The organism is Methylomonas sp. 11b (assembly GCF_000515215.1).
Lineage (GTDB): Bacteria > Pseudomonadota > Gammaproteobacteria > Methylococcales > Methylomonadaceae > Methylomonas.
Genome location: NZ_KI911557.1, coordinates 2,796,237 through 2,821,847, shown reverse-complemented (window position 1 = coordinate 2,821,847; position 25,611 = coordinate 2,796,237). Strand labels below are relative to the sequence as shown.

The 25,611-nt window shown below is 50.7% G+C and carries 23 protein-coding genes; 7 read left to right on the top strand and 16 right to left on the bottom strand.

Going from position 1 to position 25,611, the window contains the following annotated elements:
- Nucleotides 1–31: 31 nt before the first annotated feature.
- From METH11B_RS0113610 to METH11B_RS30000, 6 genes are all read right to left on the bottom strand, one after another.
- On the bottom strand, nucleotides 32–217 hold the full coding sequence (locus tag METH11B_RS0113610) for a hypothetical protein (RefSeq protein ID WP_026602491.1): 186 nt from the start codon (nucleotides 215–217) through the stop codon (nucleotides 32–34).
- A 184-nt stretch (nucleotides 218–401) separates the two neighbouring features.
- Complete coding sequence (locus METH11B_RS28580) at nucleotides 402–5,339, bottom strand: methyl-accepting chemotaxis protein (RefSeq protein WP_026602490.1); 4,938 nt, start codon at nucleotides 5,337–5,339, stop codon at nucleotides 402–404.
- A gap of 43 nt (nucleotides 5,340–5,382) precedes the next feature.
- Nucleotides 5,383–7,557: a chemotaxis protein CheA gene (locus tag METH11B_RS0113600; RefSeq protein ID WP_026602489.1), complete on the bottom strand. Its 2,175-nt coding sequence runs from the start codon at nucleotides 7,555–7,557 to the stop codon at nucleotides 5,383–5,385.
- A 12-nt stretch (nucleotides 7,558–7,569) separates the two neighbouring features.
- Nucleotides 7,570–7,857, bottom strand: a complete 288-nt coding sequence (locus METH11B_RS0113595; protein ID WP_020484375.1) for an STAS domain-containing protein — start codon at nucleotides 7,855–7,857, stop codon at nucleotides 7,570–7,572.
- 70 nt (nucleotides 7,858–7,927) lie between these two features.
- Nucleotides 7,928–8,296 carry a response regulator gene (locus METH11B_RS0113590; RefSeq protein WP_020484376.1) on the bottom strand — a complete coding sequence of 123 codons (369 nt, stop codon included), beginning with the start codon at nucleotides 8,294–8,296 and terminating at the stop codon, nucleotides 7,928–7,930.
- Nucleotides 8,297–8,307: 11 nt separating this feature from the next.
- Nucleotides 8,308–9,390 carry a methyl-accepting chemotaxis protein gene (locus METH11B_RS30000; RefSeq protein ID WP_269319480.1) on the bottom strand — a complete coding sequence of 361 codons (1,083 nt, stop codon included), beginning with the start codon at nucleotides 9,388–9,390 and terminating at the stop codon, nucleotides 8,308–8,310.
- 264 nt (nucleotides 9,391–9,654) lie between these two features.
- Between METH11B_RS30000 and METH11B_RS0113580 the strand changes: the two genes are divergently transcribed.
- Nucleotides 9,655–9,990 (top strand): ASCH domain-containing protein, encoded by a 336-nt coding sequence (locus METH11B_RS0113580; protein WP_026602487.1) that lies wholly within the window; start codon nucleotides 9,655–9,657, stop codon nucleotides 9,988–9,990.
- Here the strand turns inward: METH11B_RS0113580 and METH11B_RS0113575 are convergent.
- The 5 genes from METH11B_RS0113575 to nth all read right to left on the bottom strand — a co-directional run bounded on the left by METH11B_RS0113575 (nucleotide 9,968) and on the right by nth (nucleotide 13,498).
- Nucleotides 9,968–10,726: an HvfC family RiPP maturation protein gene (locus METH11B_RS0113575; protein ID WP_026602486.1), complete on the bottom strand. Its 759-nt coding sequence runs from the start codon at nucleotides 10,724–10,726 to the stop codon at nucleotides 9,968–9,970. The genes METH11B_RS0113580 and METH11B_RS0113575 overlap by 23 nt on opposite strands.
- The gene (locus tag METH11B_RS0113570; RefSeq protein WP_026602485.1) at nucleotides 10,726–11,577 is read right to left on the bottom strand and encodes an HvfB family MNIO-type RiPP peptide maturase; all 852 of its coding nucleotides are present in this window, start codon (nucleotides 11,575–11,577) and stop codon (nucleotides 10,726–10,728) included. The genes METH11B_RS0113575 and METH11B_RS0113570 overlap by 1 nt, the downstream gene beginning before the upstream one ends.
- Nucleotides 11,578–11,580: 3 nt before the next feature.
- Nucleotides 11,581–12,153, bottom strand: a complete 573-nt coding sequence (locus tag METH11B_RS0113565; RefSeq protein ID WP_026602484.1) for a DedA family protein — start codon at nucleotides 12,151–12,153, stop codon at nucleotides 11,581–11,583.
- 29 nt (nucleotides 12,154–12,182) lie between these two features.
- Nucleotides 12,183–12,755, bottom strand: a complete 573-nt coding sequence (locus METH11B_RS0113560; RefSeq protein ID WP_026602483.1) for a hypothetical protein — start codon at nucleotides 12,753–12,755, stop codon at nucleotides 12,183–12,185.
- Between the two features lie 107 nt (nucleotides 12,756–12,862).
- The gene (gene nth / locus METH11B_RS0113555) at nucleotides 12,863–13,498 is read right to left on the bottom strand and encodes an endonuclease III (protein ID WP_026147118.1); all 636 of its coding nucleotides are present in this window, start codon (nucleotides 13,496–13,498) and stop codon (nucleotides 12,863–12,865) included.
- Nucleotides 13,499–13,709: 211 nt separating this feature from the next.
- Between nth and smbP the strand changes: the two genes are divergently transcribed.
- Nucleotides 13,710–14,045, top strand: coding sequence for a small metal-binding protein SmbP (gene smbP / locus METH11B_RS0113550; protein ID WP_026602482.1), 336 nt, complete (start codon nucleotides 13,710–13,712; stop codon nucleotides 14,043–14,045).
- A gap of 81 nt (nucleotides 14,046–14,126) precedes the next feature.
- Here smbP and METH11B_RS0113545 read toward each other — a convergent pair whose 3' ends face one another.
- The gene (locus METH11B_RS0113545) at nucleotides 14,127–14,960 is read right to left on the bottom strand and encodes a thymidylate synthase (protein WP_026602481.1); all 834 of its coding nucleotides are present in this window, start codon (nucleotides 14,958–14,960) and stop codon (nucleotides 14,127–14,129) included.
- Nucleotides 14,961–15,462: 502 nt separating this feature from the next.
- Between METH11B_RS0113545 and METH11B_RS0113535 the strand changes: the two genes are divergently transcribed.
- Complete coding sequence (locus METH11B_RS0113535; RefSeq protein ID WP_026602479.1) at nucleotides 15,463–16,305, top strand: PEP-CTERM sorting domain-containing protein; 843 nt, start codon at nucleotides 15,463–15,465, stop codon at nucleotides 16,303–16,305.
- Between the two features lie 334 nt (nucleotides 16,306–16,639).
- Here the strand turns inward: METH11B_RS0113535 and METH11B_RS0113530 are convergent, their stop codons facing one another.
- The gene (locus METH11B_RS0113530) at nucleotides 16,640–17,107 is read right to left on the bottom strand and encodes an EAL domain-containing protein (RefSeq protein ID WP_269319479.1); all 468 of its coding nucleotides are present in this window, start codon (nucleotides 17,105–17,107) and stop codon (nucleotides 16,640–16,642) included.
- 89 nt (nucleotides 17,108–17,196) lie between these two features.
- Here METH11B_RS0113530 and METH11B_RS0113520 point away from each other — a divergent pair, with 89 nt between their 5' ends.
- From METH11B_RS0113520 to METH11B_RS0113510, 3 genes are all read left to right on the top strand, one after another.
- Entirely contained in the window at nucleotides 17,197–17,787 is a 591-nt protein-coding gene (locus METH11B_RS0113520; RefSeq protein WP_026602477.1) for a DUF4124 domain-containing protein, read from the top strand.
- Complete coding sequence (locus METH11B_RS0113515) at nucleotides 17,784–18,617, top strand: SDR family oxidoreductase (RefSeq protein ID WP_026602476.1); 834 nt, start codon at nucleotides 17,784–17,786, stop codon at nucleotides 18,615–18,617. Before METH11B_RS0113520 ends, METH11B_RS0113515 begins: the two co-directional genes overlap by 4 nt.
- A gap of 68 nt (nucleotides 18,618–18,685) precedes the next feature.
- On the top strand, nucleotides 18,686–19,162 hold the full coding sequence (locus METH11B_RS0113510) for a hypothetical protein (protein WP_231499616.1): 477 nt from the start codon (nucleotides 18,686–18,688) through the stop codon (nucleotides 19,160–19,162).
- An 81-nt stretch (nucleotides 19,163–19,243) separates the two neighbouring features.
- Here METH11B_RS0113510 and METH11B_RS0113505 read toward each other — a convergent pair whose 3' ends face one another.
- Nucleotides 19,244–20,065 (bottom strand): 5'-methylthioadenosine/S-adenosylhomocysteine nucleosidase family protein, encoded by an 822-nt coding sequence (locus METH11B_RS0113505; RefSeq protein ID WP_026602475.1) that lies wholly within the window; start codon nucleotides 20,063–20,065, stop codon nucleotides 19,244–19,246.
- A 109-nt stretch (nucleotides 20,066–20,174) separates the two neighbouring features.
- On the opposite strand from METH11B_RS0113505, the gene METH11B_RS0113500 reads away from it, so the two are divergent.
- Nucleotides 20,175–20,612 carry an Rsd/AlgQ family anti-sigma factor gene (locus METH11B_RS0113500; RefSeq protein ID WP_026602474.1) on the top strand — a complete coding sequence of 146 codons (438 nt, stop codon included), beginning with the start codon at nucleotides 20,175–20,177 and terminating at the stop codon, nucleotides 20,610–20,612.
- Between the two features lie 37 nt (nucleotides 20,613–20,649).
- Here the strand turns inward: METH11B_RS0113500 and METH11B_RS0113495 are convergent, their stop codons facing one another.
- Both METH11B_RS0113495 and METH11B_RS0113490 read right to left on the bottom strand, forming a co-directional pair.
- On the bottom strand, nucleotides 20,650–23,286 hold the full coding sequence (locus tag METH11B_RS0113495) for a UPF0182 family protein (RefSeq protein WP_026602473.1): 2,637 nt from the start codon (nucleotides 23,284–23,286) through the stop codon (nucleotides 20,650–20,652).
- Nucleotides 23,287–23,746: 460 nt separating this feature from the next.
- Nucleotides 23,747–25,477: a multicopper oxidase domain-containing protein gene (locus tag METH11B_RS0113490; RefSeq protein ID WP_026602472.1), complete on the bottom strand. Its 1,731-nt coding sequence runs from the start codon at nucleotides 25,475–25,477 to the stop codon at nucleotides 23,747–23,749.
- Nucleotides 25,478–25,611 lie beyond the last annotated feature (134 nt).

Here is a 25,611-nt window from a genome sequence, read left to right as displayed (position 1 = left end):
TGTTTGTGAAGACTTTCAGTGGAATAGAAATTCATCCTGGGAATCGGTTATGCTCCTGTTGGCGAATCAAAGTGGGGACATCGAGAATTAATGCGACTCCACCGCTACCGAGAATGGTGGAACCGCCAACGCCCTGCGCGTGAATGACGCCCGCCAAACCGGCCAAACCCAGCACTTCTGAACCGATTAATAACAACAAACGTTGTGTGACTGTCATTGTTGTACCCTCATTAGTGTTCTTAAATGCATAACGTCGCTCACGCGATAAAGTAGTACGGCATTCCTTACCGCGCTGATCTCACAACTTTAGGCTGACCACTTCTCTTTTAGTCGCCCGTTGCTTGAGTCATTTCGCTCAGCTGATTCCTGTTACCAAAACCCAAGTTCTGCAAGCTGCTGTTTTACAACTTCGCTTGTTTTTTTAATGTCACGATTGCAACACTGACTTGGCTGGAGGCCAATGCAAATGCGCTGCCCGCATCTAACAAGGACTCGGCTGTTTCATATTGGCCGCTATTAATAACCTCGGCCACTTTTCCGGCTTCACGATGAAACTGCGCATGTCTATGCAGACAGTCCTGAAAACCCGACAAATGTTGGTATTGCCGTTGGCCTCCACCGTGTAACCATTTGCCCAACTTGCAACAATCGTCCCGGCCAATGGTGACGGCATCCATGTGCTCATGTTGGCTGATACCCCGTCGCAATTTAACTTTCCACTCGCTGTGCGCTTGAATGGCTGCATCCAAATCGATAGTGTCATCCTCTGCGGCTTTCGCGCTTGTCGGCTTTGCACTTTCTGACCGACGCGATGTTGCCTGGGTCGTAGACCGACTAACACCATGTCCGGAAGAGGTGATTTTGAAAAAACTCATCAATGTTTGCAGTTGTTCGGTTTGGCCCATCATTTCTTCCGCAGTTGCCGCCAATTGTTCGCTGGCCGAAGCATTCTGCTGGGTAATCTGGTTCATCTGGTTCATCGCATTGTTGACTTGGCTGACACCGGCCGATTGCTCTTGCGACGCGGCGGCAATCTCCTGGACCAAATCGGAGGTTCTGGCTATGCTGGGGACGATTTCATCCAACAGTTTGCCGGCCGATTCGGCTGTTTCCACGCTGGTTTCCGCTAATTCGCCGATTTCCTGCGCGGCCACTTGGCTGCGCTCGGCCAGCTTGCGGACTTCCGCCGCCACTACCGCGAAGCCTTTGCCGTGATCGCCGGCCCGCGCCGCTTCGATGGCCGCATTCAGTGCCAACATGTTGGTCTGATAAGCAATGTCATCGATGATGCCGATTTTCTTGGCGATCTCGCGCATGGCGTCAACGGTCTGCTTAACGGCTTCACCGCCTTGGCTGGCTTCGGTAGCGGCTTTGCTGGCCATGCCGTCGGTGACTTTGGCATTGTCGGCATTCTGGTTGATGCTGGCCGCCATTTCCTCGATGCTGGCGCTGGTGATCTCGACACTGCCCGCTTGTTCGCTGGCGGCTTGCGACAGCGATTGGGAGGTGGAACTGATCTGCTCTGAGGCATTACCCAGCTGATCCGCTGCCGAAATAACCTCGGAAATGGTTTGGGAGAGTTTGGCGACGGTGTTATTCACGGTGTCTTTAAATTCACCCAACTGGCCTTTGTAGTTACCTGTCACGTTGCGGGTCAAATCGCCTTGTTCAACCAACGCCAGCACTTCGACGGCTTCATTCAGCGGCAAGATCACGCCATCCAGGGTGTCATTGACGCCTTCGACGATTTTGCGGAAGTCGCCTTGGTGCTTACTGGCGTCGGCACGCGTTTGCAGACGGCCTTCGACGGCGGCGGTGGCCAGCATATTGGCGTCGGCCACCAGTGCATTGACCGCATCGATACAGGTATTGAGGTTGTTTTTAATCGTGTTGAAATCGCCGTTGTAGCTATCGGTGATTTTGGCCGGAATGTGTCCTTTGGAAATGTTATCGACATAGTCAGCCGCTACATTCAACGGGCCTATGACCGCATTCAGGGTCAGGTTCACGCCCTCGACAATCTTGCGAAAATCGCCTTGGTGTTTAGTGGCATCGGCTCTAGTTGCCAGATGGCCTTCTACGGCCGCGGTCGAGAGCATATTGGCGTCGGCGACCAGGGCGTTCACCGCGTCGATGCACGTGTTCAGATTGTTTTTGATGACGTTGAAATCACCGTTGTAGTTATCGGTGATTTTGGCCGGGATCGCCCCTTTGGCGATATTGTCCACGTACTCGGCAGCGACGTTGAGCGGCCCGATCACGGCGTCCAGGGTGTTGTTGACGCCTTCGACAATCTTGCGGTAATCGCCTTGGTATTGGCTGGCGTCGGCGCGGGTGGCTAAGCGGCCTTCGATGGCCGCTTTTTCCAGCGCAGCGGCTTCCGCCACCATGCTGCTGATCGCGTCGATACAGTTATTCAGGTTGTTTTTGATGGTGTTGAAATCCCCGTTGTAGTGGTCGGTGATTTTCGCCGGAATCGCCCCGCGAGAGATGTTGTCCACGTACTCGGCGGCGACGTTCAAGGGCCCGATCACCGCATCCAGGGTGCTGTTGACCCCTTCGACGATTTTCCGGAAATCGCCTTGGTGTTGGCTGGCATCCGCTCGGGTGGCCAAGCGACCTTCGACGGCGGCAGTAGACAACCGGTTGGCGTCGGCCACCAGGGCGTTCACCGCATCGATACAGGTATTCAGGTTGTTTTTGATGGTGTTGAAATCCCCGTTGTAGGTGTCGGTGATTTTGGCCGGAATCGCCCCGCGAGAGATGTTGTCCACATACTCGGCCGCGACGTTGAGCGGGCCGATCACGGCGTCCAGCGTGTTGTTGACGCCTTCGACAATCTTGCGGTAATCGCCTTGGTATTGGCTGGCATCGGCGCGGGTGGCTAAGCGGCCTTCGATGGCCGCTTTTTCCAGCGCAGCGGCTTCGGCCACCATGCTGCTAATCGCGTCGATGCAGTTGTTCAGGTTGTTTTTGATGGTGTTGAAATCACCGTTGTAGGTGTCGGTGATTTTCGCCGGAATAGCCCCGCGAGAGATGTTGTCCACATATTCGGCGGCCACGTTCAAGGGTCCGATCACCGCATCCAGGGTGCTGTTGACCCCTTCGACGATTTTTCGGAAATCGCCTTGGTGTTGGCTGGCATCGGCACGGGTGGCCAAGCGACCTTCGACGGCGGCAGTAGACAACCGGTTGGCGTCGGCCACCAGGGCGTTCACCGCATCGATACAGGTATTCAGGTTGTTTTTGATGGTGTTGAAATCCCCGTTGTAGGTGTCGGTGATTTTGGCCGGAATCGCCCCGCGAGAGATGTTGTCCACATACTCGGCCGCGACGTTGAGCGGGCCGATCACGGCGTCCAGCGTGTTGTTGACGCCTTCGACAATCTTGCGGTAATCGCCTTGGTATTGGCTGGCGTCGGCGCGGGTGGCTAAGCGGCCTTCGATGGCCGCTTTTTCCAGCGCAGCGGCTTCCGCCACCATGCTGCTAATCGCGTCGATGCAGTTGTTCAGGTTGTTTTTGATGGTGTTGAAATCCCCGTTGTAGTGGTCGGTGATTTTCGCCGGAATCGCCCCGCGAGAGATGTTGTCCACGTAATCAGCGGCGACGTTCAAGGGTCCGATCACGGCCTCCAGTGTGTCATTAACGCCTACGACGATTTTCCGATAATCTCCCTGGTGTTTAGTGGCATCTGCTCGGGTAGACAGTTGGCCTTCTACAGCAGCGTGAGACAGCATAACGGCATCGGCAATCAAAGATTGCACGGAGAATACCGCGGCTTTGACACCTTCATTCAGTTGATTGAATTCCAAGCCATAGTTATTACTATCGTTTTGCGGCATTTGACCTCGGCCGAACAGGGTCATGGCATGAGTCATCGCACTCACGGGACGGAGTACGCCCATAACGATGTACCAACTCATTGCCAGGAAACCGAATAGCAGCATCGACAACACCATCAATGTGGTGTTTAGAATCTCATCTAATCGCGTCACACGTGCATCCAAACCTGTGTACAACTGCTTGCTGAATCCGGATGACAGCGCGAAGTTTTGTTGGATGGCTCGAGTAAAGGTACTGAAATATTCATTTACCGAAAACTCGAGCTTTGCGGCTTGCAAAATTTCGGTTTCGACCAATGTCAGAGCTTGTTTGGCATCGGCGCTAGCTTTAAGTAATGCCGAGCGGAATCCGGCATCCATATTGCCGATTTTGGCAGCACTCTCGTCGATAATAGTCAGGGTTTCTTCGGTATTCGCAATAACCTCACGCAGATAAGCTGCTTCCGCAGGCGTAACCGTTTTTCTGAGCAAAATCGGCGATCCTACCCCTCTTAGCATACCCAATTGCTCCGACAGGTCGGGAAATAAGCTAATCGCCAACACTTGTGCATAATACGTATCGATTTCAGGGTCCAACGCTAACCCGGAAGCGTCTGTCACCTTACGGTTGAATGCATGCAATTGCTTGATAAATTCGCCGTGTTTGGCAAGGTTAGTCTGAGCATCGAATGTGTTAGCCGAAGCCGCCAACTCCTGCCACTTTTCCCGTAAGGCTTGCCAGGCCAAAGTCAGCTTTAATTCAGCCAACCGCCCGTCCAATGCGGATATACTGGTGATTTGCTGATTGACTTCGTTGCGTTTCGCTTCCCGGCGACTCGCTTCCTGTGCGTTGCCGGCGATCACCATCGCGTTCAAGCCACGGTGCTCCACCACCTGCTGCATCAATTTAATAGTCTCGGCGGCGTAATCGACGCCTTGTTTTTCCTTTAATGCAAAGTCCTTATCTACAATGCTGTCTACTACCAAAAAGTAGGTTGGCACTGCGAACATAGCAATAGCCAGAACCACTAAGGCAACAAACTTTTGCCAGAGCTTAATTTTGCTAAATACGCTAGAAATCTTTCCGTCTTTAAAGGGGTTTTTAACTCGACCGGCTTTGATATCAGCATAAAGTGCGGCCGCCGCATCAACTTCGCTGCGTGCTGGTTTGAAGCGGATAGACCGGTAACCTATCAACTGGCCTTCGTTGTAAATTGGCGCGACATTGGCTTCCACCCAATAAAAATCGCCATTTTTGGAACGGTTTTTTACCAAACCGCGCCAAGTACAACCGGACTCTATGGTTCGCCACATCCATTCATAGGCCTCTTCCGGCATATCCGGGTGACGCACAATGTTATGCGGCTGCCCCAGTAATTCCTCTTCAGTGAAACCACTCAATTTGATGAAAGCTGGGCTGACACTGGTGATATAGCCACTCAAATCGGTGGTAGAGGTGAGAATGTCTTCTTCGGAAAAATGTAATTCGACGTCAGTAACGGGTTGATTATTTCTCATGGCTATATTCCTTAGTGTGTAATTGGCGTTTTCCCAATTTGGCTCAAGCCTGAGCTAAGTGCATATTGCCCTGAAGTTTATGTTCAAAGGCACTCACCAAGACCGGTACATCCAGAATTAAAGCGACTTCGCCACTGCCTAAAATAGTGGATCCACCCAGCCCCTCCACATGGCCGAATAACTTGCCAAGCGGCTTGATAACAGTCTGAAACTCGCCAATTAAGCGATCAACGACCAGTCCCGTCTTGACACCCGCTGCATGCACCACGACGACATTAGGTCTACGCGGTTGATCTCCGCTAATGTTGAACAGATCGCGCAAGCGGATAAAAGGCAACACTTCGCCGCGCAAATCCATGTAATCCCTATTATTCAAATCGCCGGACAACTCCAGGCACTCGACAACCCGGTCAAGAGGAATCACATACGATGACTTACCCACCCCCACCAGGAAGCCATCGATAATGGCTAATGTCAGTGGTAAGCGAATACGGATGGTGGAACCTTGGCCAGGCCGGCTTTCGACTTCGATATCGCCGCGTAAATCGGTAACGTTCCGCTTGACCACATCCATGCCCACGCCGCGCCCGGACAGATTGGAAATTTGGCTGGCGGTGGAAAAACCGGGTTCAAAAATCAAGCTATAAATGTCTTGATCGCTTAGCTTCGCATCGGGTTGAACCAAACCTTTTTCGATGGCTTTTGCCAAAATACGATCACGATCAAGGCCGCCACCGTCATCGCTGACTTCTATGGCGATACTGCCCGACTCGTGGTAGGCGTTTAATCTGAGTTCGCCGCGACTTGATTTGCCACGCGCGGCGCGGACTTCGGCAGACTCGATACCATGGTCCATGGCGTTGCGGACCAAGTGCATCAGCGGATCGCCGATTTTTTCGACAACTGATTTGTCAACTTCGGTATCGCCGCCGGTAATGACCAAGCTAATATCTTTGCCCAGCTCTTTGCCGACATCGCGCACCACTCTCTGGAAGCGGCTGAATGTGGCGCCTATCGCCACCATGCGTAGTTGCAATGCACCGTCGCGTACTTCTTCGACCAATCGCATCATTTCGCTGGTGGCTTCCAATAGCCCGGAATCGCTGGTCTGTAAGGCACGCAGATTAACGCCCGCACCCGAAATAACCAGTTCGCCTATCACATCGATTAGTTTGTCCAAGCGCTCGGCGTCGACGCGTATGGTTTGGTTTTCTCGGGCTTTGTTGTCTTTAATCTGCTGTTGCTTTTCCAGCGCCGCATTCACCAGCGGCTGTTGCACCACTTGTTGATCGACCAAGATTTCGCCGAGGCGTGTGTTCGGTTGCGGTACTTGCGCTTGTTGCGCATTAAGCCCTTCTTGTAGTTCGCGTTGGGTAATTACCCCGCTTTTCAGCAATAGCTCGCCGAGTTGGGCATTGTCTTCGCCCAACGAATTGATCAGTTCGACGTAGTAGGGGATTTTGTCTTCCAGCGGCAAAATGTGGATGTAACTGCCTTCGCGCACAAAATCGAACACGCTTTCGATAGCGGCTTTGTCTGCATCGCTTTTTAAGACAATTTCAAACCCCAGGTAGCTGCTTTCGGGATCCATGCTTTCGGCATCCGGCATCGCGTGGCTGAAAGTAGTCAGCGACATAATTTCACCCAGCGTTGCCAAATAACGGATGAAAGATAATGGATCCATACCGTCGCGTAGACAGTTTTCGCCGAATTGAATAAACAAATGCCAATTGCCGCTGTCGATTACACCGCCACCGCTGACTTCGAACTGCTCGCCAGCAGTCTGCGCGGTAGTCATCGCCTGCTTCGGCTCCGGCTTCAAAAAAGACTCTAATCCATCGAGCAACTGTCGTTCAGCATTCGTCATTGATGGGTTGGCGCTGACATTACCGTCGGCCACAGCTTGAATCAGCTCGATCATATGGTCGCAGCAAGGTAGTAGGATGGCGACCAGTTCCGGTGAAACGCTCAACTTTCCGTCGCGCAAGGTATCGAGCACGCTTTCCACCACATGGGTGAAGGCAACGATGTGATCCAGTCCGAACAATCCCGCCGAACCCTTGATAGTATGTGCGGCTCGGAAGATGGCGTTAATTCGTTCGGATGGCTCCTGATCGTCTTCCAGACCGAGTAAGCCGTCTTCCATGTCTTGCAACAACTCCAGACTTTCAATCACAAAAGTCTTCAGAGCATCCCGCATTTGGTCATCAAAACTCATTTCGCATACTCCTTAATTTTGGGTCAGTACAACCTGATCGCCAAAAGCACCCGTCAGATTCGCTAGTTCCAATACATCCAACACGGCTTTGCTGTGCATCACGAAGCGCAGGCTTTTGCCTAAATGCGCGGCTTCCCGTTTGATTAGAATCAACAACTGTAGGCCGGCAGTATCGATTTCGGTGACGTTGGCAAGATTGATTTCCAAATCGTCACCCGCCGTTAGAAACATCAGCAGGTTGGATTTCTGATCCGCCGCGGTATAAATGGTTAACTCGTCTTTAATAGTTAGGCTTGGCATGGGCGATCTCGATGGAAATGGCTGAAGTAACAGCATGAAACAGCGGAAAACTCCGCCCTTCATACGCCTATCAAGGCAAAATTAACTTGGAAACCGCCGCTAACATTTGCGCGGGCTGAAACGGTTTGACCACCCAGGCTTTGGCGCCCGCCGCCTGGCCTTCCTGTTTTTTGCCTTCCTGGGATTCGGTGGTCAGCATAATTACCGGGGTAAATTTATAGGCCGGCAGCTGCTTGAGTTCCTTAACGAAGGTAATGCCATCCATGTTAGGCATATTGACGTCGGATATGATTAGATGAATCTTCTGGCCGTTGAGCTTACTTAGCCCATCCTTGCCGTCACACGCTTCTATCACCTCATAACCGGCGCCCTTCAGCGCAATACCTACTACCTGACGGACTGAAGCCGCATCGTCTACTACCAATATCGTTTTTGCCATATGCTTAAATCCTAGAAAAAAGTAATTTCTTGCGTTTGAGGTTCAACTGTTCGACCGCCATGACCATGGGCTTGGTGTTCGGATTCCATGGTGTAGGTACTGGTCAAGCCGCTTAAAATGTGATCCGCATCTATCGGCTGCAATGCAAATACGCCACCGGCATGGCTGCGGTTGAGTTGCTTGGGGAAATCGGCAATGCTGTCTTTGACGTGTTGCAGAATTTGGCCGATCCGATCTTGAAATTGAAAATGCACTAAGGATTCGTCTATCTCACCTTTTATGGCGAGCGCCGAATGGCTTAGGTTGCTGGAATAGCTCTGCAATTTGGCAAACACATCATGCAAGTTATCCATTACTGTTTGAATATTGCCGTTACAGGTCGATACGGCTTCGGCCTCGTTTTGCGCACTTTTTTCCACCGCTACCAACGCGGTTTGAATAGCTGAGCTAACTTGCTCAACTTTGGAGCCGATCTGCTTACCGGTTTCGCCGGACAAGTTGGATAGCTTTCTAACCTCATCCGCTACCACGGCAAAACCGCGGCCGGCTTCGCCCGCTCGAGCCGCTTCGATAGCGGCATTTAAGGCAATCAGATTGGTTTGTTCGGCAATCCGCGCCACCTCCTTGGCCATCTGTTTTAATTCATCTATAAATCCAGCCAAGGAGCGGATTTTTTGCAAGACCGCCAAATTCTCTTGCAAGGCCGCATCCATGGAGCTAACTACTTTTTGCAAATGGGCGTTGCTGTTTACGAATACCTCTTCGCCATTGCCACCGAGAGTGGAATGAGAAGATCTCAAAGCCGTATCCAGATTACTGGTGATCCCGGCAAAGCGTTGGGTCAACAAAGTAATCGCCTGCTCGATTTGTTGCCGGGTCGAATCGATTTGCGCTGCCCATACCGGCGTGACTTGCTCGGCAAACCGATCCAGACCGCAAATATATTTTTCTACTTCGGCTATCGATAAGGCGGGCGCTTTGTCGGCCAAGGTGTTTTGGGCGGCGGTAATACAGCGTCCTTTGGTGATCCAAGCGGCGATTCCTGCCGAAATCAATGCAACGCAAATCATTATTGCGAATTGAAATATAGACATGTTGGCTTAATCTCCCTGGTTTTTTATGATTTCGCAGCACACTTGCCGCCGATCATTTCGGTTCAGTGGCCTTGAATTCAACTTGGAAAAAAAGTATAGGCAGGAAAAGTAGGTTTATCTACAAAGCCTCCGTTAAACTGTAGTTCTAATCCCACAACTTATATTTAATTTGCGAACTTGCTAACGGATGTCGCTTGCAATGCGTGTTCAAGGCTTTTAAAGTGCCGAGCTGTTTTATCCAGTATTACAAGGACATTCGCTTTCATGACTCAATACCCCGAAAAATCTTGCAGCATCGATCGATTGGTTCGTCACCCGAAATTGGTGGCGGCAACGTTGGCCGGCGAAAAAACCCAGCAACGCCGCGACGGTTTATATGCTTACCCCGGCGAAACCTTTGTATTGGAAGACGTAGTATTTGAAATAACTAGCGTGGAGCGGCAGAGAATAGGGGATATGAGCGATGCGGATGCCAGGGCGGAAGGTTATCCGAACTTGGCAATGTATAAGGACTTAATACTGAAAATGCACAGCGGCATGGAGTGGAACGAGGACGGACTGGTCTGGGTACACAGCTTTAGGCGTCAACAGCTGGAATAAGAATACCTTTCTCGGCTAACTCCCGCAGCATGGGGGGACCGTTGACCATTAAGGCTTGGCTATCGAGTTGTGGGAATTCCGTGGTGACCGTTCGCAAACAACTCTCCCCCGTCATTGGCCCTTTATCTTGCAAAATTTGCAGCAGGCGTATCGTCAAACCGGTGGTTTTCAGAAAATGCACGCTGTCGAGACTGTCGCGGTAAACGATCAAACAAGTGGGTTGCTCCGGCGGCTCTAACGGTAAAAAGCCTGGGCCTATTGCCTGCACCGGATAGCGGTACAGCAGCGGCCAGGCCAAGGGCGATAACGCCATGTTGCGCGGCAATAAGTTCTCCAGAAAATTGCTGTCGCCCAATATCGGTGTGTCCTTGGCAATCGACAAGGCCATTTCCACCCATTCGTAATGCGCCAACTCCAGCATAAACGGATAATCGTCCGGGTTGTGTCGTTCGTTTTGCAGATAGGCCAAAAACTCTTCGGCAATTTCCGAGAAATAGGGCGTTTCGCAGCGATGCCGGGTAAAAAAATCCTGGGTGATTTCCAGCCATTGCGTGTCATCGAGGATAGCTCGTAATACTGGAAAATTACTGGCAATAAAACTGTCGATATTATTGAAAAACAACTCCCGATACATCGCCATGCGCCGTGGCTCGACATCTGCTGGCGGTGGGTTATTTTGCGGATCGCGAATATAAGCGGCAAATTGGCCTTGGGTAGCCTGAAAATCGGCAGCCATCAGGCCACCTGTTTTTGCCGGTCAGCCGCATAGTGCTGCTGTATGGCTTGGATGGTATCGACTTCCCTGCTTAACTCAAGCAAGGAAGGAATGTTGAAATCCCGCTCAAGCAGGGTAGGGAATACGCCGAACAGCTCGTAAGCCTTGCCCAGCAAAGTCCAGACCGGATCGATCACCGGCGCGCCGTGGGTATCGACCAGAAAATCCTCTGCTTCCACATAATGACCGGCAATGTGTGCGTAAGCGATGCGCTCGGCAGGCATGGCCCGCAGAAAGGTCTCGGCATCGTAGCCGTGATTGACGCTGTTAACGTAGATATTGTTGATGTCGATCAGCACATCGCAGTCGGCTTCAGTGACTACCGCGTTGAAAAAATCGATCTCGGCCATTTCCTGTCCCGGCGCGGCGTAATAGGAAATATTTTCGATAGCCATGCGCTGTTCCAGAATATCCTGCACCCTGCGGATACGCGCGGCGACATGCTTAACCGCGTCTTCGGTAAACGGCATCGGCATCAAGTCATACAAGTGCCCGCCGTGACTGCAATAGCTGAGGTGCTCGCTGTAGAACTTGATACCGTGTTCGCGCATGAACAGTTTAAGTTCGCGCACGAACTGTTCGTCGAGCGGATCGCTGCTGCCTATCGACAGAGACAAGCCATGACAGACAAAATTAAAACGTTCGGTCATGGCCCGAAACTGCTTGCCGAACTTGCCGCCTATGGTCATCCAGTTTTCCGGCGCCACTTCGTAAAAATCGACGTTACCGGGCGGTTGCTCGACAATCTCACCCAAAAATGACCGCCTTAAACCCAAGCCGGCACCGTGAACGAGATTGCGAACGCTATCCATGGCTTACTCTTCCGGCGCTTCTGGTTTGTGCGTAGACCGCCAAAATAAGGCCACGCCAATGGCAACCAGTACGCCGAGGATATACATTTCGTATTTTTTGACCTGGCCCATGATGGACTCGGCAAATTCGCCGAAGGTGTAGCCCAGATACCCGACAGCTATCGCCCAAATGCCGGCGCCGAGGAAGTTCAGCAAGAAAAACTTCAAGGGATGAATCTTGCTGGCACCGATCACAAACGGCGTGACGTTACGCACGCCGTAGAGAAAGCGAAACCCCAATATCACCGGTATCTGATGCTTGTGCAGCAAATCGAAAACCTTGTCGGTTTTGCTGTGCCAAAGCGGACGTTTCTCCAGAAAAGCGATACCTTTCCAACGGCCCAGATAGAAAAAAGTCTGGTCGCCGGCAAAGGTACCTAAAAACGCCGTCAGCATCACCCATTCCAGCTGCAAATAGCCGCCATGCGCCAAAAAGCCGGCGATGACCAGAATGGTTTCGCCTTCCAGATACGTACCGATAAACAAGGCTAGATAGCCGTAATCGATAACCAGCTGCTGTAAATCATTAAAATCCATAGTGTCGGTCTATTGGCGATGAGTCGAAATTAATGGCTGGCCGCTTTGTCGGCATCCATTTTGCTTCCGCAACTGCCTTCTTCGCCTTTCATCATGGCACCGCAGCTATGTTCGCCGGCTTTTTTGTCGCCACCCATCATAGCGCCGCAACTGCCTTCTTCGGCTTTTTTAGATTTGTCGGCACCGTGATCCATACCGCCCATGCTGCCCATACTCATCATGCCGCCGCCAGTCATCATGCCCATGCCACAAGCACCTTCTTTACCCTTCATCATTGCCCCGCAAGCGCTCTCCATGCCTTTCTTCATTTTGCCGCCGCTCATCATGCCGCCGCACATGCCTTCACCGCATGAGCCTTCGGTTTTCTTGACTTCGGCTTTTTTAGCGTCGCCTTTTTTAACGCCGTTGCCGTCAATCGCGTTGGAACCGCAGGCGCCTTGGCTAATTTTGCCGTTGGAATGATTGTCGGCAACTTGCATATAGCCGCTGGACAGCTCGGAAACAGCGAATGGGTTGGCATCGGCTTGCACGTTGACAGCCATACCGGACAAAAGCGCACCGCCCATCGCGGCGGCCAGCGGAGATTTATTAAATTTTTTCATGCGTTTATCCTCTCGTGTGATTTTTTAATTATATTGCTCCAGCATATAACTGCCGGGGCTTACGACTGACGCGTAATCTTTATGGCTCTACTCTGATTATTGCATATTCAGTCTAAATTCTTTGCCTTAAATTCGCAGACATCGGCGATGCAGCAAGCACCGCAACGCGGCTTCCTGGCCACGCAAATATAGCGACCGTGCAAAATCAATAAATGATGTGCGTCTTTCTTGTATTGCTTGGGCACGGTTTTATCCAGCTTCCGCTCGACTTCCAGTACATTTTTGCCCGGCGCCAGACCGATTCGGTTGGCAACCCGAAAAATATGCGTGTCCACGGCAATGGTCGGTTCGCCAAATGCTGTGTTTAAAATCACATTCGCGGTTTTGCGGCCCACTCCGGCCAGCGCCTCCAAGGCTTCCCGTTCTCGCGGCACTTCTCCGCCATGCTGTTCCAGCAGAGTCTGACAAAGTTTTATGACATTTGCCGCCTTGCTGTTGAATAAGCCGATAGTTTTGATGTGCTCCTTTAAACCGTCTTCACCCAAGGCCAGGATCGCCTGCGGGGTATTCGCAACGGGAAACAGCTTGGCAGTCGCCTTGTTGACGCCCTTATCGGTCGCTTGCGCCGACAACACCACCGCCACCAATAATTCGAACGGGGTAGTGAAATTTAGTTCGGTGGTCGGATTGGGCGTGGCTTCTGCCAAGCGCTGGAATATCAACAGGCGTTTTTCGTTATTCATGCTCAAAAATGGATTCAAAGCCAAGCTTTCCAGGATTATCCCGGCTTGCAAGGTAAACATTGGTAGCGTCCTTATTCGCCCGCTAAAGCGATAAGAAAACGAGTAATTTAAATTGCCACATTTATTTTGGAACCAATCTCCCGCGCATCAAGTCACTAGCTAGCACTCAGAACGGGTGCGAAAAATCACAACAATTCAATTCGGGGGAATTATGAAAATATTTACAGCTATTTCTATTAGTGCATTACTGTTCGCTAGCACCGGCGTATTCGCCGAAGAACACGCTGCCGCGGCACTGGAGCACGCAAATCAGGCGGTCACTCACGGTAAAGCCGGCCATAGCCCGATTTTGGTGGAACATGCCGAAGCCGCCTTAACCCATGCCAAAAAAGGCGCCGAAGTCGCCAAGGGCGAATATAAAACGCATCTCGATGCCGGGGTAAAATCGTTGGAAAGCGCGATCGAGCACGGCAAAATGGGCCATGCCGACGTAGCTACGAAAGCGGCGGAAGAAGCCGTCGGCCATATCAAGGCCGGCAACAAGTAAATTCTCAGTAACAAACCGCTAGATCCATTAGTGATTAAAAATTAGGTAGAGACGCATGATTCAGCGTCTCTACCTACTTCCCTAAACTGAAACAGCACCGGCGATATGCCGATGCGCTTGATAACCCAGCAACTCGAAGTCGGCAAATTCATAGGAAAATAGCGATTCCGGCCGGCGCTTGAATTGCAGTTGCGGCGGCGCCAACGGTTGCCGGCTGAGTTGTAATGCAACTTGCTCGAAATGGTTGCGATAGATATGCACGTCGCCGAACGACATGATCAACTCACCCACGTCCAAGTCGCATTGTTGCGCCAGCATATGTGTCAACAACGCCACACTAGCCTGATTGTAAGGCACACCCAAAAAGCAATCGGCACTGCGCTGGGTCATCATGCAGGACAACTTCCCGTTCGCCACATAAAATTGATACAACACATGGCAGGGCGGTAGGGCCATGCGCCCGGCAGCAGCATTCTCGCGCGGGCCTACGGTTTCATCCGGCAAAAATGCCACATTCCAACCGCTGACGATATGCCGGCGCGAATCCGGTTTGTTTTTTAAACCGTCCAGCAAAATCTGCATCTGATCGTAACGCTCGCCATGCGGCCCCAACCAGTTACGCCACTGTGCACCGTATACCGGCCCCAGTTCGCCGTCCGGCGTGGCCCATTCATCCCAAATCGTTACACCGTGATCGTTCAAATATTGGATATTGGTATCGCCCCGCAAAAACCATAGCAATTCGTAAGCAATGGATTTGAAGTGCAACTTCTTGGTGGTCAACAGCGGAAAGCCGTTCGCCAAGTTGTAGCGTATCTGCCGACCGAACAAGGAGCGAGTACCGGTACCGGTGCGATCGCTTTTGTCGATGCCGTTAGCCATGATGTCGGCGAGGAGATCCAGGTAGGGTTGCATAGTGCTCTTAGGTCGAAAATTGGCGGGCAGTATAACTTGCCGGCTTGATGAATACGACTGTCACATGGTGGTGTTTAAGCAGCGCTGATGGCTGCCACCGAGAAGCTTAGCGGCACGGCAAAACCGCTTGTCGGTAGCCATAAACGTTTCGTGGGCACCGCCAACGGATAAAATGGCGCCGCTGAAAAGCTCGGAGGCAACAACCGAGCGTTGGCGGTTGTTGCCGGGATGCTCATCGACACCATTGAACGAAGTGGCGGTACCATCAATCAATTCGCTGTAGCATCCAAGCGAAAGTGTTGGTTTTTTTTACACTGGCGACCAAAATCAACGCGGCTTCCGCTGCCGCTCTTCAATAACCCGATTAGTTTTAAACACTTAACCATGAGTGGCGCCAATTTTGCTGGTGGTTTTACGAATAGTCGAAAACCTTTAGGCACTGACTACGCAAACCCTTGAAATCAAACGATAGACCAACAGCGCAGCAACTTCGGAGAACGCCATGCAATTTAAAATTTTATTACCTTCAGCTTTATTGGCACTTTCCGCCATACCGACCGCAAGTTCCGCGCAAGGTGTGAGTTTGGCAGCGGGCTTTACAGACTTCAGCACATGGAGCCTTTATGGCTCGGCAACTGCAATCAACGCGACTCCCGGCAATGGCTTTACCTACAGCAACTTGGAGTTGACCGTACCGGGAACTGGCGGTAGCGCCGGCGCCGGATTTGCTCCGGCCGCGATCACGCTAGACCTCAACCAAGCCTTCAGCTTTGACTTTCATTTCTTTATTCCGGCCAACACCGGTATTCGCGGAGACGGTTTAACTTTCACGTTATCGGATGCACCCGGTATTGGCGGCGGCGGTTCGGATTTGGGCTACGCCGGACTATCAAACAGCCTGGCATTCGCTGTCGATACATTTAATTTCGGCGGCGAACCGGAATCTCCCAGTATTCAGATTCTACAAAATGGCGATGTCAATCCGCTGGCCTACACCGAAACAGGCTTGGGGGATTCAATCAGAGACCCAAACTGGCAATGGCGCGCTACTTTTACCTACACGCCATCGGGTTTGCAGGATGAAACTGGCGATCTGACCGGCACTATTTACCATGCAGATTTGGGCACGTTTTCTGTCACCGCTACGTCAGTGGATTTAAGCAACCTGGGTACGGCAGTGGCAGCTGGTCATCAGTTGTATTATGGCTTTACTGCCGGGAACGGTTTAGCCGACGACGGCCATTTTGTCACTTCGGCGACCCCCGTGCCTGTTCCGGCTGCGATATGGTTGTTCGGCACTTCTATCGCCGGGTTGTTTGGGTTCAACCGTCGCCGTTCGGCATAACAGCTTTCGAACTCTTTCCCATTAGCCAAATTGGCGTGATTTTCACGCCAATTTGTTTGGTTGGACTAAATCATTAGGCTAGCAAAAACAAATAGCCGCCATTACGGAAACTCTGAAGAAGTTGATTCCACAGATACCCTAAAGGGCACAAGTGACTTCACAAGCTCTCGGCAACTGCTCCTGCGAACTCCCGCATTCTTGCAGTGGATCACGAACGGAATCAATAACATACCTCGTCTCCATGCCCTGCGGGTACTGAGCCTGTCGCAGGACTAAGCACGTTGGACTCAACAATTCCGCTAAAAGCTCAACCGTTGGCAGATAGAAATATGCCTCAAAGTGTCTCAACCAAAGCCCTGGAACTCCTAAATTCCAGCAATTTGCCATAGGCCATCGGCTTGGCATGCGGATAACCCTGCCCAAATTCGCAAGCCATTTCCCGCAAAATCAATTCTTGCGCGGGCCGTTCGACGCCTCCGGCTATGGTTTTTAGTCCCAGGCTTTTGACCATGGCCGAAATCGCCCGAATAATGGCTTTACTTTCCGCGGCCATATCAGCGTCCGAAACAAGGGATTTGTCGATTTTCAGAAACTCCAATGGCAGACGGCGAAGATTATTCAAAGAAGAATAGCCGGTGCCAAAATCGTTGATCGCGGTCTCAACCCCGTGCGACTTTAATTCCCGCAAACGATCAGAGTTTGAAGCGGCTGGATATTGCCGAAAAGACTGATACACTTCGCCGTCAAGCTCATGCCCGGAAATTAGTAGCCGGCAAAACCACCGCTTTTTTGCGCGATGCAAGACTGGCGCTGAGCAATAGAAAAAATTTATTTACACTGATCGCGAGCTGAGTAATAGTTTTGCCCTAGCGTTTAATCAACAGGAATCCAATGAAAAATCTGTTCTTCGTTTTTGCCCTGTTCCTGTCCGTCGACAGTTGGGCCGGGGTTTTTAAATGCACTGACGCAAGCGGTCACACTAATTATCAATCGTCGCCCTGCACGGTGGAACACAAAGCGGTGCAGATGAATACTAAAACCGGCAGCAGCGTCGATTTAAATGCGCTGGAAAGGCAGCAAGCCGCGGAAGCCGAATTGAAAAAGCAGCAGTCTGCGCAGGAACAAGCCGAGCACCAGGCCAAACTCGACGCCATCGCCAAAAATAAGCAAGATGCCAGAGTTCAGAGTGAAATGACCCAGACGCTAATTAAGCAAAACCCCATGCAATTTTCCGCATTCGCCATCCCACCTTACGACCCGGAAAAACTACCCGCGCAAGTCAAACCCTTCGAAACGCGCCTGCCGGATGTCGAAAAATTCCGAAGGCTGGCCGCACAAAAAGCCTTAGCCAGCGGCGAGTGTCAACGCATCGAAGCCGATGAACTAACCGGGAAAAGCAAACCGGATCAGCTAAATTTTCTGATTAATTGCAGCAGCGGCAAAACCTTTTTGTTCAACGAGGCTGATCTCGTTCAACCATGATTGTCGGCAAAACGCTGTTTATCACCGGCTGCTCTTCCGGCATCGGTTATCACACCGCTCTGTTTTTGAAACAGCGCGGCCACCGGGTGATTTGCTCCGCGCGTAAGCCCGAGGATGTAGAGCGTTTGCGTGGTGAAGGCTTCGAATGTCTGCAACTTGATTTGGCGGATTCTTGTAGCATTTGCCAAGCAGTGAGTGAGCTAATCGCACTGACCGACGGCAAGATCGATGCGCTGTTCAACAACGGCGCCTTTGGTCAGCCGGGTGCCGTGGAAGATTTGAGTCGGGATGTGCTGCGGCATCAATTCGAAACCAATCTGTTCGGCACCCACGAATTAACCAACCTGCTATTACCGCTGATGCGCAAACAGGGCCATGGCCGGGTGATCTATAACAGCTCGGTACTAGGGTTCGTGGCGATGAAGTTTCGCGGCGCGTATAACGCCAGCAAATTCGCGTTGGAAGGCTTGGCGGATACCTTGCGCTTGGAATTGCGCGGCACCGGCATTCATATCGTGTTGATCGAACCGGGACCGATAGCAAGCCGTTTCCGGGAAAATGCCTTTGCTTTGTATCAAAAACATATCGATGCCGAGCATAGTTTTCATAAAGACACCTACAAAGCCATGGAAGCCCGGCTGCAAAAGCCCGGCCCGGCCGCACCGTTTACGTTACCGGCCACCGCAGTCGCGGAAAAAGTGGCGCATGCCTTGGAGTCGAATCGGCCGAAAATTCGCTACCGGGTGACAGTGCCCACACATTTGTTTGCTTGGTTGAAACGGCTGCTGCCCAGCGCATGGCTGGATAAGCTGCTAGTCAGCGTCGAATAAGGCCGCAGCGGCATTTTTCCACCGCCGAAAAAACCATAAAAACCGCTATAAACAGACTAGCAAACAGAATGAACTGTGCTATCATCCCGGCCCAACATGTAGTGGTTAAAGCGGTTGGGTTAGCAGCTATATGTTCTTATAAAAATAACTGTGAGGTTCAATACATGAAAATTTTAAAAAGTGCTGTTATCGCGTTCTCTTTAGCTGCTGCCATGGGTTCTTTCTCTACCGCTGCGGTTGCCGAAGCAGGCAGAACTAGCTACAAACCTATCGATGCAATCAATATGGTTCTGGAGCGTATTGCTACTGCCGAGACTGCGATTAACAATGGCGCTGAAGACGCTGAAGTTGCAGGTCTGATCAAAAAAGCGGCTGATATTTCCGAAGAAATCAATGCCAACGATAAAGTTGCCAGAGATAACTCTAAAGTTAGACAACACCTGAAAGCAGCCATCTCTTCTGCTAAAGCTGCTAATTTGCAAGAATCCAAAGAACATTTGGCTAAAGCGAAAGCAGGCACAGAAGCTTTGAAAAAATTGCTGTAACTCATTACGCGCAGGGTGTCTTGCTTCAGGACACCCTGTTTTTTCACCTCCGCCAAGCTCTCGTCGCCTGATCAGGCAAATCTACAAATAAAACAGTTTTTTCTCTATCTGGCTTTCCAGCCAAACCAACAGCTCTGCAGCGCTTCCAGCGTTCGCCTCACCTGAATCAAACACCGCACCAGCACTTAATACTTGCCAGCGATTCAGCAACGTATTTAATTTGGCCGCATTAGTCGCGGTGAAATGAAACTGACGAAGCACCTGTTTGTATAACTCGGTTCCCGTTGCCGGCAACGCTCCCCTGAGCTTAGTCAGCGCAGAGATCATAGCTTCCACGCTAGCTAAACGCGCCTGCACCCACGCAGTCACCGATTCTTCATTGATATTCTCCAGTGCCGATTCGGCATTATCCGATACCACTTTTAAACAGTGAATCAATTCGCTGGAGCTGAATTTAACGGCTATTTCGTAAAACGCCGCAGCCTCCATATCGCGCAGATTGTCGTCGCTATACTCGGCATCGGCTCTGGACAAGGTAATTAGCGGTAGAGTCTGGCAAGGAGCCTCGAAAGCCAATTGCGGATAAAAACGCCGTTGGGTTTCAGCGTCGGTGATTTTATCGGCCAAAAAACAACTGCCTAGCGCCTGGTGGCGATGCCCGGCGATACCGAAATTGAGCAGAATAGGTTGGGTAACTTCGGGAAACTGCGCCAGCGTATAAGCCACCGCGCCAGCCATCGCAATTTTGCCCACACCGCTAATCACCACAGCAATGTCAGCGTTACGGTATATTGCGAAGGGTCGTTTTTGCGGCAGTTTTTTTAACCGCCAAGCCTGGATTAACGGCTTGGCCTCACAGGGCAATGCGACAAAGATAAAAGTTGATGGTGCAAAGTCAATCACAGTTTTTAAGAAAAATTCCCTTATATTTTAATCAATTGTTGAATATTCATGATAATTCACATAAATTTAAGGTTCGTCAATTTTCAAAGGGAGACGTGCCGTGACTGAAATGAATTCCGTAGCTAACAACACCAGTTCAAATAACTTGCATCTGGTGACAGCATTGCAGGAAGAACGCTCCGCCGTATGGGCTTTGTATTGCCAACTTGCCGAAATGAAACCATTCTCCAGCGAGAACGCGATTAGGCCGATGCTGTCCGAGTTTTCGCAATTGCTGATAGATTACATATCGTTTGGTCACTTCAGCATCTACGAACATCTAATAGCCGAAAAGCAGCATCAAACTTCAGCGCTGTCTCACGCTGAACAGATATATCCGGCATTCTCCAGCACTACCTCGTCGGCTGTCACTTTCAGCGACACTTACGATGACGGCAGGCGTAAATTTAATACCGAGAATCTGGCGCAGGATTTATCCATGCTTGGCGAACGGCTGGCTGAACGAATGGAGTTGGAAGACCGGCTTTGCTCCATGCTGCTGCATTGATTGGCTGATATTGCCCCTGAGAAGGCAGCTGAATCGCCTATTTGCCTTCGGCTGCCGAAATCCCTGAAACAGATCCGGCTGCGCCCTTAATAAACAAGTCCTTCAACCGACTGAAGGCCGCCTGCAAGGTTTTGTCCATCACCACTTGATTGCCTACCGACACAATTACCCGCGCCAGCTCAGGCATCTTGGTTTTAGTCGCCAGCATATAAATAGGCTGCACATATAAAATCGAATTACCCATAGTCAATATCACCATCCGGCCTTTTTTAACTTCCGAGCCTTGTTGATTCCATAAGGTAAACTGCGAGGCAATTTCCGGATTTTGATCGATCAGCGCATTGACCTGAGATGGTCCGTTAACCTGCACAGCCTTAGGAAATTTGAAAATAGTGATACCCGGCTTGTAACTGTGGTCGCAACTTTTTTCGTCAACTGTGCCGGCAATCCCAACCATGCTTAAATTGTCCCTATGGATCGGGGTCATCGGATTAATCATCACAAACTCCTCCAAATCGTTGCAACGATCAAAGTCCATCGTAATGAAATAGGGCAATACCGGCTGACCATCCACGGAGGCGAATTGCCAGGTTTCCGCCTGCTCATAAAACAACTCCGGGCTGTTTTGATGATATTTAGCGTAAATTTTCATCTGCATATAGTACAAGTCGCGCGGATAACGCAGGTGCTGCATTAGCTCGTCGGGCATTTCCCGCAAATTTTTGAAAACGCCCGGATACGCGCGGTTATAAGCGTTGATGATCGGATCCTTTGGGTCGGAAATATAGTAATCGACGCTGCCGTCATAGGCATCGACCACAATTTTTACCGAGTTACGGATGTAATTGAACTTGTGCTGGCCGTCCAGATAATCGTCGGCTGCCGGTTTGGAGACCGGGTAATAATTGGATAAGGTATAGGCGTCCTGTATCCAGTAGAAGCGTTCTTTGTTAACGACTAAATACGGATCTTTATCCAGATGTAAAAACGGCGTTAGCGCGGTAATTCGCTCGTCGATATTACGACGCAGCAGTAACTTGCTTTGCGCGGATATGTTTGGCGAGAAAAAGATTTTTTCGTCTTTCAGATAAAACGCGAACAACATTTTTCTGAACAGCGACGGAATCGGTATGCCGGAGATACCCTGATAATCCAGCGATTCCCCTGGCGCGGTGCTGGAAATGTCGGTGACAGCCAAATTGTTTGGCACGATCGCGTAGCGATATTTCTCCAAGCCGTAATAAATGTCGGGATATTTCACGGAAAATCCGACATCCGAGGTCATGTTCAAATCGCGCAAGTACCAAACGATAGGAATGCCGGCATCCTGAGCAGCCGGCGATATGACCGCGCCGTACCCATGGGTGTAGCGCAAATGGGTGTTTTCCCAGTTTTGCGCCTCTTTGGGTAGTTTGTCGATGTTGACTTCACGGGCCGCCAAATTGACCTGTTGATGATGTCCGTTAATGAAATATCGGTCTTCATCGACAGTCGGAAAGCCATAATAAGGCCGAATTCCTTGTAGCTGCATATAGCTGTCGATCAGAAATTCGCGATCCCATACCGGAATATTTTCGAAATGCTTTTTGGTCGACCAGGCTTCTATATCTTTGGTGGCGTCCAGATTGACCTGAAAATCGACGGTTTTAATATTGTTTAAATCGAATGCCGCCATGGTGGCATCAATGTTATGCCGAATCGAATCACCTTCGGTGCGGGTAAAATTAGGCTTGACGATAAATTTTTCAATCAACTCCGGTATGGTATGGGAGCCTTGCAAGCCCCAAACTGCCAAAAACCCTAAGGAGGCAACGATTACCGGGGTTTTGCTACGATGTCTCTCCGACAAGGCGTAAAAAACTACCGATATGGCAATCGCCAAAAAGAACAGGACTTCAAGCCAAATCATCGGCAACTTGTAACGCAATTCGACAAAACCGGGGCCAAAAAACACCGGCTCATTACCCGCCGAATATAACAAGGCGAAGCGTTCCAGCAAAAAGCCCCAAATCACAAATAACACTACAAATGCAAATAGCATCGTCAAATGGATCTTCGCTCCCAGTGGAAATTCCTTGCTTTGATTGGGTACAAACACATGCTCCATCCAGTACAGCACACCGGTCGCCAAGAACACAATAACCGCCGTGGTTAGCAACTCCTTCTGAATCAGCATGTAAATCGGATAGGAAAACATGTAGAAGCTGACATCGTTGCCGTATACCGGATCGACGATACCCGATGCGCTACCGAAGAAAAACAGCAGCGCCTGCTCCCATTGCAAATAGAACGGTACAGCAATAACTACGGCAAGTAGCAATGAAATGGGGGTATAGACTCGGGCCGAACCGCTCATGAACACATCGGCAAAGCGTTGAAAACGCCGACGCTTGGAATCGTCCATCAATATTTCATCGGGTGGGTTCAGGCCCAGGTAGCGAGAGGCAATCCAGAAGTGGAACAGGAAAACAGCAAAGAAAAATGCAGTAACCGCACCGGAAAAAATAAATCGGTAGAGTAATTTCAACCAAAAGTAAGCTTCGAATTCCAGCGAACGGAACCACCATAAATCCACGAAAAAATCGAGAAACACGAAGTAGAACGCGACGTATAGCACAATAGCAGCCGCCAGGGTTGCTAAAGTGATCGCCGGCAACAGTTTCCAGTTACGCATAATTTCCTCTTTACTTAGATATCCGAGCGCCTACTTGCGGAACATGGCGCCAACCAATGGCCGACAATGTCCCCTTAACATCAATGGCTGAGCATTCTAACACCCAAATCCCGATTGTGATTGTCCGGCATATTGCCTGATTGTTGACTGGATTGCCGAGTTGTTTGCCGCGGGGAAAAGAGGCGCGATCAAACCGATATCAAAAAGTTGATTGTCTCGGTCAAATGACAGGAAGCGGGAGATGTGCCAAATGAGAGCAACGGCAGTAGGTCGCCAATTTTTGCCGGATTTTAGGGCGCAGGATGGTGAACAATTCGACATGATCATAACAATACAGCCTTGTTTTGTATCACCGTCACAGCTTAAGACATCATGCGGCTTTCATGTAGGCCGATAGCAAAACGCCGCTGCCGGGCTTTAGCTCGGCAGCGGCGCTGGTTTGACGCGAAGCAGTGACAGACTACTTTTTAAACATCGCCATGATCCGCTGGCGATTGGCAAAGCCGACATAACTCAAGCCACCCAATATCAAGCCATACAGCAATTGCCCGAGAAATGACGACTGAGTTCCGGCTGCTTCCGCTTTCGCTGCAGCGTCGCCCGTATTCAACGGGGGAGGCGGTGGCGGCACAAAAGCCACTTGCTTTTTATTATTGATTTCCGGCAAGCCTAAGCTTTTCCAGGCATCGTAATCCTGCCAGGCCGGATATTTACCTTGCCAGAATTCTCTGGTGAAGTAAGGCGCTAAGCTCATGCCATGGACTTTTGGGATACCTTTCTCATCGGAAAAGCCTTTGTATACCACCAAACTGATGTCGCCGCCCTCGCCGATACCGTTAGTAGTGAAGGATTTCTCGACGTGGTCGTGAAACATCCAAACGCCTTGGCCGAAGCTGTTCAAACCGTCATCGACCCCGCTCAATTCCAGATCGATACGCTGGGCCGGCACCATGCCGTGCACGTCGCGTTTAATATAAGAGGATGGACCGTTATCGACGCCGTCGTAATGGGTCACCATCGGCTTGTGACCGTGCACGTGCAGTGCAAATGCTTCTTCATGACCGTTCAACACCCGCAATTTGACCTTTTTGTTTTCTTCCATCAGGATCAGCGATTCCCTTAAGGTATAAGGAAATGAGCGACCATTCAGCATGAAATAATCGGGGGTAGCATCAGTAATGTCATATTCCTGATTCATCCGCCGGGCAACGATCCGCGGATCATTAGCGGATCGCACCATTTCATGCAATTCCTTATCAACCGATTGATAGTGTAGATCGAACTCGGCCGCATATTTTTCTTTGACCGCTACCGAGGGATGGCGAACCTGTCCATTACCGACATTGAAAACCTGTACCCAGTTATTGGGGCGATTTTCCTCGACCACAAACATACCTTGCAAACCCATCGGAATATGGGTGTGCGGCTGTACATGGCAGTGATAATACATGGTGCCGGGTTGGCGCGGCTTGATCACATAAGTTTTGCTTTGGCCGGGCAAAACATCCATCTGCCCGGTTTGACCGACACCATCGTTACCTTCACCACTATGATCCATGTACGGATGATCCACACCATGCAAGTGGATTGAGTGCGGAAAGTAATGGCTGTTTTCCAGAACCAACCAAACAATATCGCCTTGTTCGACCCGTATCGTCGGTGATGGCGCGCGCAATAAAGGGTTCGCCACCGGCTCGTACAAGCTCAAGGTAGACATATCGCGAGTTTTCGGCGCGTAGACCCAGAAAGTCGGTTGGATGCCGGGGGCAACGTCAAAAGTGGTGGTGGGATCTTTCATGTCTGGCGAATGGCCGTTCAGTTCGGCAATTTCCAGCTTAATAATATAGTGGTCGGGGTCGCCGTCGCCGTCCATATCTTCGCCGAGCGTGATGGCATCAGCGGCGAGTTGTGTCTCCATTAGGGTAGACATTGAAATGTTATTGGTGCCTTTAACAAAAGCAGCGATTTCAGCAGGATTATCGGGGTTACACATCCGTGATTCTTGTATTTCGACTCCGTCGATCACTTGCGCATCACGCCACTTGGCATCGGTAAATTCGGAACAAACTTCCTCTGCCGCACCCATCTTGACGCTATTGGTCGCCGGTAGTTTGTCTACCGCTGCCATAGCCCATTGCGACGCCGGAAGCAGGATGGCGCCACACAGAATGGGGATAACCTTTTTATGCATACAAAACCTCATAAAACAGACGAATTGACGGAAGCCTTAAAAAGGTTTCCGAATATCAGAAAAGCCAGATACTGTAACCAGAACCCATGGGTAAAGTACAGTAATTATTTAATAAACTCGCGACAATCCTGACC

What these genes read in the sequence shown, in the direction of transcription:
- METH11B_RS0113610 (WP_026602491.1), bottom strand. Translation starts at nt 217, where the DNA reads ATGACAGTCACACAACGTTTGTTGTTATTAATCGGTTCAGAAGTGCTG.
- METH11B_RS28580 (WP_026602490.1), bottom strand. Translation starts at nt 5,339, where the DNA reads ATGAGAAATAATCAACCCGTTACTGACGTCGAATTACATTTTTCCGAA.
- METH11B_RS0113600 (WP_026602489.1), bottom strand. Translation starts at nt 7,557, where the DNA reads ATGAGTTTTGATGACCAAATGCGGGATGCTCTGAAGACTTTTGTGATT.
- METH11B_RS0113595 (WP_020484375.1), bottom strand. Translation starts at nt 7,857, where the DNA reads ATGCCAAGCCTAACTATTAAAGACGAGTTAACCATTTATACCGCGGCG.
- METH11B_RS0113590 (WP_020484376.1), bottom strand. Translation starts at nt 8,296, where the DNA reads ATGGCAAAAACGATATTGGTAGTAGACGATGCGGCTTCAGTCCGTCAG.
- METH11B_RS30000 (WP_269319480.1), bottom strand. Translation starts at nt 9,390, where the DNA reads ATGTCTATATTTCAATTCGCAATAATGATTTGCGTTGCATTGATTTCG.
- METH11B_RS0113580 (WP_026602487.1), top strand. Translation starts at nt 9,655, where the DNA reads ATGACTCAATACCCCGAAAAATCTTGCAGCATCGATCGATTGGTTCGT.
- METH11B_RS0113575 (WP_026602486.1), bottom strand. Translation starts at nt 10,726, where the DNA reads ATGGCTGCCGATTTTCAGGCTACCCAAGGCCAATTTGCCGCTTATATT.
- METH11B_RS0113570 (WP_026602485.1), bottom strand. Translation starts at nt 11,577, where the DNA reads ATGGATAGCGTTCGCAATCTCGTTCACGGTGCCGGCTTGGGTTTAAGG.
- METH11B_RS0113565 (WP_026602484.1), bottom strand. Translation starts at nt 12,153, where the DNA reads ATGGATTTTAATGATTTACAGCAGCTGGTTATCGATTACGGCTATCTA.
- METH11B_RS0113560 (WP_026602483.1), bottom strand. Translation starts at nt 12,755, where the DNA reads ATGAAAAAATTTAATAAATCTCCGCTGGCCGCCGCGATGGGCGGTGCG.
- nth (WP_026147118.1), bottom strand. Translation starts at nt 13,498, where the DNA reads ATGAATAACGAAAAACGCCTGTTGATATTCCAGCGCTTGGCAGAAGCC.
- smbP (WP_026602482.1), top strand. Translation starts at nt 13,710, where the DNA reads ATGAAAATATTTACAGCTATTTCTATTAGTGCATTACTGTTCGCTAGC.
- METH11B_RS0113545 (WP_026602481.1), bottom strand. Translation starts at nt 14,960, where the DNA reads ATGCAACCCTACCTGGATCTCCTCGCCGACATCATGGCTAACGGCATC.
- METH11B_RS0113535 (WP_026602479.1), top strand. Translation starts at nt 15,463, where the DNA reads ATGCAATTTAAAATTTTATTACCTTCAGCTTTATTGGCACTTTCCGCC.
- METH11B_RS0113520 (WP_026602477.1), top strand. Translation starts at nt 17,197, where the DNA reads ATGAAAAATCTGTTCTTCGTTTTTGCCCTGTTCCTGTCCGTCGACAGT.
- METH11B_RS0113515 (WP_026602476.1), top strand. Translation starts at nt 17,784, where the DNA reads ATGATTGTCGGCAAAACGCTGTTTATCACCGGCTGCTCTTCCGGCATC.
- METH11B_RS0113510 (WP_231499616.1), top strand. Translation starts at nt 18,686, where the DNA reads ATGAACTGTGCTATCATCCCGGCCCAACATGTAGTGGTTAAAGCGGTT.
- METH11B_RS0113500 (WP_026602474.1), top strand. Translation starts at nt 20,175, where the DNA reads ATGAATTCCGTAGCTAACAACACCAGTTCAAATAACTTGCATCTGGTG.
- METH11B_RS0113495 (WP_026602473.1), bottom strand. Translation starts at nt 23,286, where the DNA reads ATGCGTAACTGGAAACTGTTGCCGGCGATCACTTTAGCAACCCTGGCG.
- METH11B_RS0113490 (WP_026602472.1), bottom strand. Translation starts at nt 25,477, where the DNA reads ATGCATAAAAAGGTTATCCCCATTCTGTGTGGCGCCATCCTGCTTCCG.